Source organism: Rhodococcus sp. LB1 (assembly GCF_001583455.1).
Taxonomy (GTDB): domain Bacteria; phylum Actinomycetota; class Actinomycetes; order Mycobacteriales; family Mycobacteriaceae; genus Rhodococcus_F; species Rhodococcus_F opacus.
Genome location: NZ_LTCZ01000399.1, coordinates 50412 through 58487, shown reverse-complemented (window position 1 = coordinate 58487; position 8076 = coordinate 50412). Strand labels below are relative to the sequence as shown.

General features: G+C 65.6%; 8 protein-coding genes. 2 read left to right on the top strand and 6 right to left on the bottom strand.

Features of this window, described 5'->3' with window-relative positions; translation table 11 throughout:
• The 4 genes from AZG88_RS39250 to AZG88_RS39235 all read right to left on the bottom strand — a co-directional run.
• Positions 1-539 (bottom strand): aldehyde dehydrogenase family protein (locus AZG88_RS39250; protein ID WP_156517726.1); only part of this gene is annotated, 539 nt, incomplete at its 3' end.
• 37 nt (positions 540-576) lie between these two features.
• A complete protein-coding gene (locus AZG88_RS39245; protein WP_061700743.1) occupies positions 577-1683 on the bottom strand; it encodes an NAD(P)-dependent alcohol dehydrogenase in 1107 nt (368 codons plus the stop codon).
• A gap of 54 nt (positions 1684-1737) precedes the next feature.
• Positions 1738-2961, bottom strand: a complete 1224-nt coding sequence (locus tag AZG88_RS39240) for an NAD(P)/FAD-dependent oxidoreductase (RefSeq protein ID WP_061700736.1) — start codon at positions 2959-2961, stop codon at positions 1738-1740.
• 4 nt (positions 2962-2965) lie between these two features.
• Entirely contained in the window at positions 2966-4288 is a 1323-nt protein-coding gene (locus tag AZG88_RS39235; protein WP_061700735.1) for a cytochrome P450, read from the bottom strand.
• A gap of 343 nt (positions 4289-4631) precedes the next feature.
• On the opposite strand from AZG88_RS39235, the gene AZG88_RS39230 reads away from it, so the two are divergent.
• On the top strand, positions 4632-4952 hold the full coding sequence (locus AZG88_RS39230; protein WP_061700734.1) for a 2Fe-2S iron-sulfur cluster-binding protein: 321 nt from the start codon (positions 4632-4634) through the stop codon (positions 4950-4952).
• Between the two features lie 8 nt (positions 4953-4960).
• Here the strand turns inward: AZG88_RS39230 and AZG88_RS39225 are convergent, their stop codons facing one another.
• Both AZG88_RS39225 and AZG88_RS39220 read right to left on the bottom strand, forming a co-directional pair.
• Positions 4961-5887, bottom strand: coding sequence for a helix-turn-helix transcriptional regulator (locus tag AZG88_RS39225; protein ID WP_061700733.1), 927 nt, complete (start codon positions 5885-5887; stop codon positions 4961-4963).
• A complete protein-coding gene (locus AZG88_RS39220) occupies positions 5880-7007 on the bottom strand; it encodes a LuxR C-terminal-related transcriptional regulator (RefSeq protein ID WP_061700732.1) in 1128 nt (375 codons plus the stop codon). Before AZG88_RS39220 ends, AZG88_RS39225 begins: the two co-directional genes overlap by 8 nt.
• A gap of 222 nt (positions 7008-7229) precedes the next feature.
• Between AZG88_RS39220 and AZG88_RS39215 the strand changes: the two genes are divergently transcribed.
• A complete protein-coding gene (locus AZG88_RS39215; RefSeq protein ID WP_061700731.1) occupies positions 7230-8009 on the top strand; it encodes an enoyl-CoA hydratase/isomerase family protein in 780 nt (259 codons plus the stop codon).
• Positions 8010-8076 lie beyond the last annotated feature (67 nt).

The window sequence follows — 8076 nt, the reverse complement described above, 5'->3', positions numbered from 1 at the left end:
GTCTCGGGGGAGGGTTTGAGGACGACGGTGCACCCGGCGGCGAGGGCGGGGGCGAGTTTGAGGAATGTGATGGCCTGCGGCACGTTCCACGGGACGATGGCGCCGACGACGCCGATCGGGGAGCGGGTGACGAGGGTGGAACCGCCGAGCATGCCGGGCCGGATCTCGTCTTCCTGTTTCGCGGCCATTTCGGCGTAGTAGCGCAGCAGAACGGGTGGAAAGCCGCCTTCGAACTGCCGGGCGAGGGTGATGGGCATGCCGTTCTGGCTGCTCACGCGGGTGGCGGTGTCTTCGGCGCGGGATTCGAGTTCGTCGGCGAAGCGGCCCAGGACCTCGGCGCGCTGGGCCGCGGTCCGGGACCCCCAGTCGGTGAGCGCGGTGCGGGCGGCGTCGACGGCGTCGTCGATGTCGGTCTCGGTGCCCTCGGGAACGGAGCCGATTTGCTGCTCGGTGGTCGGGGAGATAACCGGGATGGTCGCGTCGCCGGACGGCCGTGCCCATTCGCCGCGGATGTAGAGATCGGGGTAGTCGATCGTCATCGGGTGTCCTTCGTCAGTGAGGGTTCGGAGTGGGTGGTCAGTGGTGCACAAGGACGGGTTTGAGGACCTCGCCGCGGTGCTGGGCGTCGACGGCGTCGTTGATCTTCGAGAAGGGAAAGGTGGTGACGAGCTTGTCGAGCGGGAACTTCCCCGACTTGTACAACTCGACCAGTTCGGGGATGAATTCGTCGGGAACGCTGTCGCCCTCGATGATTCCGGTGATGGTCAGGCCCATGGCGAGGGAGTTGATGATGTTGAGCGGAACCGAGGATTCGGGGTCGGCGGGTACGCCGATGAGTCCGATCTTGCCGTGGAACGTCATGGCGCCGACGAGCGATTCGATGACGGCGGCAACGCCGGAGGTGTCGATGGCGTAGTTCACCCCGGCGGGGATGATGGCCCGGACCTGCTCGGCGACCGGCCCGGCGGCGGGGTCGAGCACGTCGGTGGCGCCGAGTTCGAGGGCGAGGTCGCGCCGGGTCTGGTGGGGTTCGACGACGATGATGGTGGCGCAGCCGCGGACGACGGCGCCCATGACGGCGGCCAGCCCGACGGATCCGGCGCCGGCGATGAGGATCGCCGATCCGGGTCGGCAGTTCAGCGAGCGCATCACTGCGCCTGCGCCGGTCTGGATGCCGCAGCCCAGGGGTGCGAGGAGTTCGGCGGGGACGTCGTCGGGGACCTTCACGACGTTGCGTTCGAAGGCGAGGCTGTGGGTGGCGAAGGAGGATTGTCCGAAGAACAGGCCGGTCAGCGACTCACCGTCGGTGGTGGTGATCGGTCCGGTGCCGTCGTCGCGGACGCCGTCGTAGGCGAGGTGCATGAACTGGTGGCAGTACGACGGCGCCCCGGTGGTGCAGGACGGGCAGGTGCCGCAGCTGTTGAAGGTGATGGCGACCCGGTCGCCGGGGGCGACTTTGGTGACGCCGTCGCCGACGGCGCGGACGACGCCGCACCCTTCGTGGCCGAGGACGGCGGGCAGTGCGGTCGGCAGGGCGCCGTCGCGGGCGGCGAGGTCGGTGTGGCAGATGCCGACCGCCTCGATCTCCACGAGTACTTCACCGGCCCGAGGGCCCTCGATGGTGATCGGTTCGAGGGTGAACTCGGTGTGCGGTTCTCTCGCGACTGCTGCGAGTGCTTCCATCATCACATACTCCATGTCTTGTGGGCCGGAAACGGCCGACCGGAATCGAGATACTCAGAGAACGGTCTCCCGCAACGAGATGACGGGATCGGCGAGAGCAGTGGCGTCGATCTTGGTGCGGTTCCCGATGAACTTCTTGCCTGCCATGAATTCTGCTGCGGCGTTGACGGTCTCGACGGCGACAGGTATCCCGTCGCTGTCGAGGTGGAACAGGGCGAAGGAGGACTCGGACGGGCTGCCTCGCAGGACCGCCCGGGTGTCCGGGCCGACCATCCCCGCCATCTTCATCTTCAGGTCGAACTGGTCGGACCAGAACCACGGCACCTCGTGCGGCGGCAGGGGCGCATTCATGATGACTGCCGCCGCCTGCTTCGCCTGTTCGACTGCGCTGGGGATACTTTCGAGCCGCACCATCTTGCCGAGCGTGTCGTGCAGGCGGTAGGTGACGTCACCGATCGCGAGGACGTTCGGATCGCTGGTGCGTGCCGAACCGTCGACGACGATACCCGCCAGGCATTCGAGGCCCGATTCCCGGGCCAGAGCGTCGTTCGGAATTGCGCCGACACCCACCAGTACCAGGTCGCAAGGGATTTCGGGTCCGTCGCCGAGCACGACACCGTCGACTCGACCCGCCGTCCCGGTGATCTCCCGAACCTCCGCGCCCGTGCGGATGTGGGTCCCGCGGTCCCGGTGGAACTCGGTGAGGACCGTCGACAGTTCCGGACTGGCCACCCGCGCCAGCACCCGGTCCTCCCGTTCGATCACCGTGACCTCGCATCCACGAGCGCGGGCCGACGCTGCGACCTCGAGACCCACGTACCCACCGCCGATGATGGCGAGTGCCGATCCGGTGTGCACGGCGTCGCGGAGCAGGGTGGCGTCGGCGAGCGTGCGCAGACTGAGCACTCCTTCGAGATCACTCCCCGGCAGTGTCAAGGTTCGCGGCGCGGCGCCTGTCGCGAGGACGAGTGTCGTGTACTCGAGGACTGTGCCAGATGCGGTCGTCGCGGTTCGGGCATCGCGATCGATCCCGACCACCGGATCTCCCAGCAGCGTCTCGATGTGGTTGTCGGCGTAGAACGCTTCCGGTTTCAGCCACTGGACGAACTCGTCACCGGCGTACTTTTTCGACAGTGGTGGGCGGTGATAGGGCGGGTGAATTTCGTCGCCGCACAGGACGATGCGGCCGTCGAACTTCTGTTGCCGCAGCATGCCGGCGAGGGTGCCGCCGGCATGCCCGGCCCCGACGATCACCACGGTGGGTGTTGGATGCGACATCGGGCTACCTGGTGAACTCGATCTTGACGGGCATGTTTTTCAGGCCGCCGACGAAGTTGGTCTGGATCATCTTGGTGTCGTCCACCAACTCGAGTGATTCGATGTGGGGGAGCAACTCCTCGAACATGATTCGGAGTTCCAGCTTCGCCAGGTGCTGGCCAATGCACATGTGCGGGCCGTAGCCGAAGGCGATGTGCTTGTTGGGCCGGCGGGTGTAATCGAAACGGTCGGGATCCGGGATGACATCCGCGTCGCGGTTGCCCGACTGGTACAGCAGCATGAAGCGGTCGCCCTTCTTGATGTCGCGACCGCGGAGCGTGTAGTCCTGGGTTGCCTGACGCATGAAGTGCTTGACCGGCGACGCCCAGCGCAGCGACTCGTTGACGATCTGCGGCGCGAGCGCCAGGTCCGCTTTCGCCTTCCTCAGCAGGTCGGGGTTGCGGCCGAGTTCGAGCATGCCGCCTGCGAGCGTGCTCGACGTGGTGTCATGCCCCGCAGTGGCGATCGCGATGAAGTAGCCGTAGGCAACCTCGTTGGGGTAGTACTCGCCGCTCTCGTCGCGGGCCACCGAGATGATCGTCGCGAGGTCGTCGCGGGGGTTGGCGCGCCGGTCCTGCAGCAGCCTCTCGAAGTACGCGTAGAAGTCCTGGATCGTGGCAACCCACTGCTTCGCGGCGGCGTCCGGGGTGAGCGGTTCGACATCCTCACGGGCGGCGTCGGGATCGGCGGTACCGAAGAACTCCTGCGTGAGGGCCATCATGCGGGGCTCGTCTTCCTCGGGCACCCCGAACAAGCTCATGATGACGTGCAGTGGGTAGTGGAGTGCGAAGTCCTTGACGAAGTCGACCCGCCCATCCGTCTCCAGGAGCCTGCCGACGGCGGCCTTCGCCAGGTCGCGGATGACCGTTTCCCACTTCGCGAGGTTGGTCGGCCGGAACCAGTCCAGCGCGATGTCCTTGATCGCGGTGTGCTCCGGCGGGTCGAGGTAGGTGAGGGTCTCCAGGATGCGGAGACTGCCGTTGTTGATGCTCTTGGTGAATGCGTCGCCAGCCTGATTCGCCAGGATCGGATTGACGGACCCCTTGTCCTCGCCTCCCGCGCTGGTGAAGATGTCGGGCTGGCGTTCGATCTCCATGATGTCGGCGTGCTTGCTCACCAACCAGATGGGGTCGTAACCCTCCACCTCGGCGCGGCCGAGAGGATTGTTCTCGCGTAGCCAGCGGTAGGCCTCGAATAGCGCGTCGTTGTCCCGGTGTCCCTCGGGCAATACGATCTGACGGGCGACGGCGTCCGGGATCAGTTCCGTGACCTGTTCTGTGGTGCTCATCAATTCCCCTTCGTGGTGTAGCGAGTTCCGGCGCCGTGTGTTGCGGCGCCCTCGCCGACTGGAGTGACATCAGCCTGTCAGTCACGAGAGTGAGGGGCATCACACCATTGATCGAAAGTTGTCCACCTAATGGGGTATGTGTGCTGGGTCACGCAGTTGGTGGCGGCCTCGTGCGGCGGAACTTCACCCCACTGGAGGGGGGTAATACGTCGAAGTGGTGATGTGGCGGATCAGTGACCCGCGACACAATTTTGGTAGAGAACGCGGCCGAATCCCGGGACGGCAACCCACTCGGCGAGAGAGACCGCGCAGACGTTCACAGATCATCCCGAAGGAGATTGCCATGCCCACCGTCGTATACCAGCTGCCCGACGGCTCGACCTCGTCCGTCGACGTTCCAGCAGGCCAGAGCGTGATGGACGGGTCGGTGCGTAACAACCTTCCCGGCATCGTCGCCGAATGCGGCGGTAGCTGCTCGTGCGCCACCTGCCACGTGTACCTCGATGAAAACTCCTGCGGGTCGTTCGACGAACCGACCTTGGAGGAACAAGACCTGCTCGAGTTCCTCGACGGCGTCCAGCCTTGTTCTCGCCTCGCGTGCCAGCTCGTGCTGACGCCGGACGTGGATACCGTCACGGTGACCGTCCCGTCCTCGGACGCCTGACGTCGGAGTCACCGGGTGGTGGACTGATACTTCGCGATCAGCTCGGCGCGGTTGGTGGCGCCGAGTTTTCGGAGGACGCGTTTCACATGGGACTTGACCGTGTCGACAGTGATGAACAGTTCGGCGGCGATCGTGGAGTTCGACGCCCCGGTGAGAATCAGCCGGACCACGTCCGCCTCGCGTCCGGTCAGCGGGTCGAGCAGGCGGCGCTCGGCGTCGTGCTCGGCATCGAGGTCGGTAGATCCTCGTACGGTCACTGCGTCGAACTCGGTGTCGCTGCTCCACCGCTGGGCGCTTTCCCGGAGGAGGGCGTCCTGGCGGTCGCGACGGGATTCGAGTCCGACTCGCTCGAAGCATCCGCCGAGCACCTCGGCGAATACGCCCAGGGCGTGACGTCGTGATCCGTCCAACGGTGTCCCGACATGGACGAGCGCAGCAGCAGTCCCGTCGACGACGACGGGCACGATGGTGAAACCGTTCGCGCCCAGCGCGTCTCGCAGTTCGGCGGGAACCTGGGAACCGACCGTGACCGTGTTCGTCTCGAGGGCGCGCGCTTCGGGCGAACATGCCGGGAGGCTGAACTCGGCGGGCAGAGCGGGTGTCGTGTCGGGGTCGGCGCTGAACGAAGCGACGGGGATGATCCGGTCGCCGTCGACTCGTGAGAGCACAACATTGTCCGCGGAGCAGAGTTCGGCGACGCGCTCACATGCTCGCCGCACGAGTTCCGCACTCGAGGCGGCGTCGTCGAGTGCGTGGACGGCGCGATCGATACCCTTCGCGAGTGCACCGATGTCGGCGGTGTGCGACGCAGCGAGTGCGTTCCTGCGGTCGAGGAGATCGACCAGACGCCTCCCGAGTTCGCCGGCATGCTCCGAAGTGGCCGTGCGCATTTCGGCGAGGGTGTCCGAGATGGCCCGGTCGAGCTCGTCAGCCACCGTTCACCGTCTTGGCATGGGCACACAGCGCCGCCACCTCGGCCCGCGTCGAGACGCCGAGCTTCTTGAAGATCCGCTGGACGTGGGATTTGACGGTGCCGTCGGAAATGCGCAGCCGACGGGAAATGGCCGCGTTGGTCGCTCCCGTCGCCATCAGCGTGAGTACTTCCCTCTCACGAGCGGTCAGCGTGTGTGCGCGGGGAACGATCGCGGCCTGCGCGGTGTCGTCCACGCTCGCCGCGCCGGCGCGTGGCAATTCGGAGGTGGCCAGGTCCGGCATCGTGACGGGAGCCTGCTCGAGGTGTCGCAACGCCCGGGTGAGCCGCTGGACCTCGGCGTCGACGTGCTCATTGCGCGCAGAGATCTGTTGCCGCAGGTCGGCGCGCTCCCTCACCGAGGCGCACACACCGGCGAGCGCTCCGACGATGTGGACGTCGGTGTCGGTCAGGCTGTCGCTCTGGCGATCCACGTGAATCATCGCCACCGCCCGCGAGTCGACGACGATGGGGACCGCAAGGTATCCCGCAGGACGCGACAGATCGATGAGAGGGCGGTACGTGTGCCGGTAGGTGTCCACGCCGTCCACGGCATACGGCCGGCGGCGCCGGACCAGTTCCGCCTCGCGGGGCGCCTCGCGCAGCGAGATCTGCCGGCCGTCGATCGCCGTGACGAGTTCGTGGAAATCACCGGTCAGCTCGGGATTGACAGCTAGCGCGATCGGAGTCCAGGTGGAACCGCGAACCACGGAGAACATCGCCTTGCCGTACCCCAGGCTCGTGCACAGTTCCTGCGTCACGATGCGGGCGATCTGGTCGGCTCCGGCATCGATTGCGCGGACTACCTGCTGCAACGCCTCGAACTGCTCGGTGTGCACGCGGAGTCTTCGAGCGATGTCGCCGCGGCTCGCGGTGTCCAGCCGCGTCACGAGTTCCGCGAGCCGAAGGGCCTGCTCGGGTGAGTCGAGTCCTTCCCGCAGTTTCCGGGCCGCGAACGCGCGGATCACGGTCAGATCCGGCTCGCCGTCCGTCAAGCGGATAAGGTTCGGCTCGCTCCCGAGCAGCTCCAGCAACTCTGCCATTGCCTGCTCGGCAAGCCCGAACGAACTCGTCGAAATGACCACTCACCACTCCTTGGGCCGCGGCTGCCGCACCTGTGACACAACGCACAGTATAGAGAAGGTGTCACCTGGACGTTCGTTACCGTCGGCAGCCTCAGCACCAATGTATATGGTCAGTCCAATCGAGTCACGCATCCCGAGCAAAATCTTCGAATGAGTTCTTGTTCCCGACGCCAGGTCCACACTAGGGTCGAATGGTACGACCAAACTGGAAGGATCGGCACTATGGCGCACCCTGTCCGATACGACGTCGACGAGCATGTCGCCGTCCTCACTCTCAACCGGCCCGAAACCCGCAACGCGCTGTCCGACGACCTGCTCGACGAACTTCTCGCCGCGCTCGAACGCGCCCGCGGGGACGACGACGTGAGGGTTGTCGTCCTGGCCTCGTCGCACGAAAAGATCTTCTCGGCGGGCGGTGATCTCAAGGCATTCGCGAGCGACACACCCACGATTGTCAAATACGCCGGACTGGACCGCTTCCCGAAGCTCTACCAACTCATCGGCGGCCTCGGGAAGCCGGTTATCTGCGCGGCCGGAGGCGACGTGCTCGCGGGGGCGTTCGGACTCGCTCTGGCCTGTGACTTCGTCCTCGCCAAGGAGTCGGTGCGGTTCGGGTGCCCGGAGATCAATGTCGGCGTCTTTCCCTTCATGATCTCCGCTCTCATCTACCGGAACGTCGGGCGGCTGAAGGCGAACGAGTTGATGATGTGCGGCGAGTCGATCACCGCCGCAGACGCACTCGAGTTGGGGCTCGTGAATCGGGTGATTCCGGATGGCGAGTTCGACGCCGTGGTTCGGGAATGGGCGCGCCGGCTCGCGAGTAAATCGCCGCTTCTCATGCGTCTCGGCAAGGAGGCGATCAACAACACCCGTGACATGTCGCTGCCCGACGCCCTCTCGGCGCTGCAATCCCAGCTCGCTCTCGCGTTCACCACCGACGACATCGTCGAGGGTGTCACTGCGTTTCGCGAAAAACGCTCCCCCGTATGGAGTCTGCGTTGACCGAGCGTGAAGCTCATTGCAGTATCGGTCTAACCATAATATTGTAGGGCCAAAACGGGTACTTATT

Excerpts from the sequence above, each read along its gene's own strand:
- AZG88_RS39245 (WP_061700743.1), bottom strand. The coding sequence starts at position 1,683 with ATGGAAGCACTCGCAGCAGTCGCGAGAGAACCGCACACCGAGTTCACC.
- AZG88_RS39240 (WP_061700736.1), bottom strand. The coding sequence starts at position 2,961 with ATGTCGCATCCAACACCCACCGTGGTGATCGTCGGGGCCGGGCATGCC.
- AZG88_RS39235 (WP_061700735.1), bottom strand. The coding sequence starts at position 4,288 with ATGAGCACCACAGAACAGGTCACGGAACTGATCCCGGACGCCGTCGCC.
- AZG88_RS39230 (WP_061700734.1), top strand. The coding sequence starts at position 4,632 with ATGCCCACCGTCGTATACCAGCTGCCCGACGGCTCGACCTCGTCCGTC.
- AZG88_RS39215 (WP_061700731.1), top strand. The coding sequence starts at position 7,230 with ATGGCGCACCCTGTCCGATACGACGTCGACGAGCATGTCGCCGTCCTC.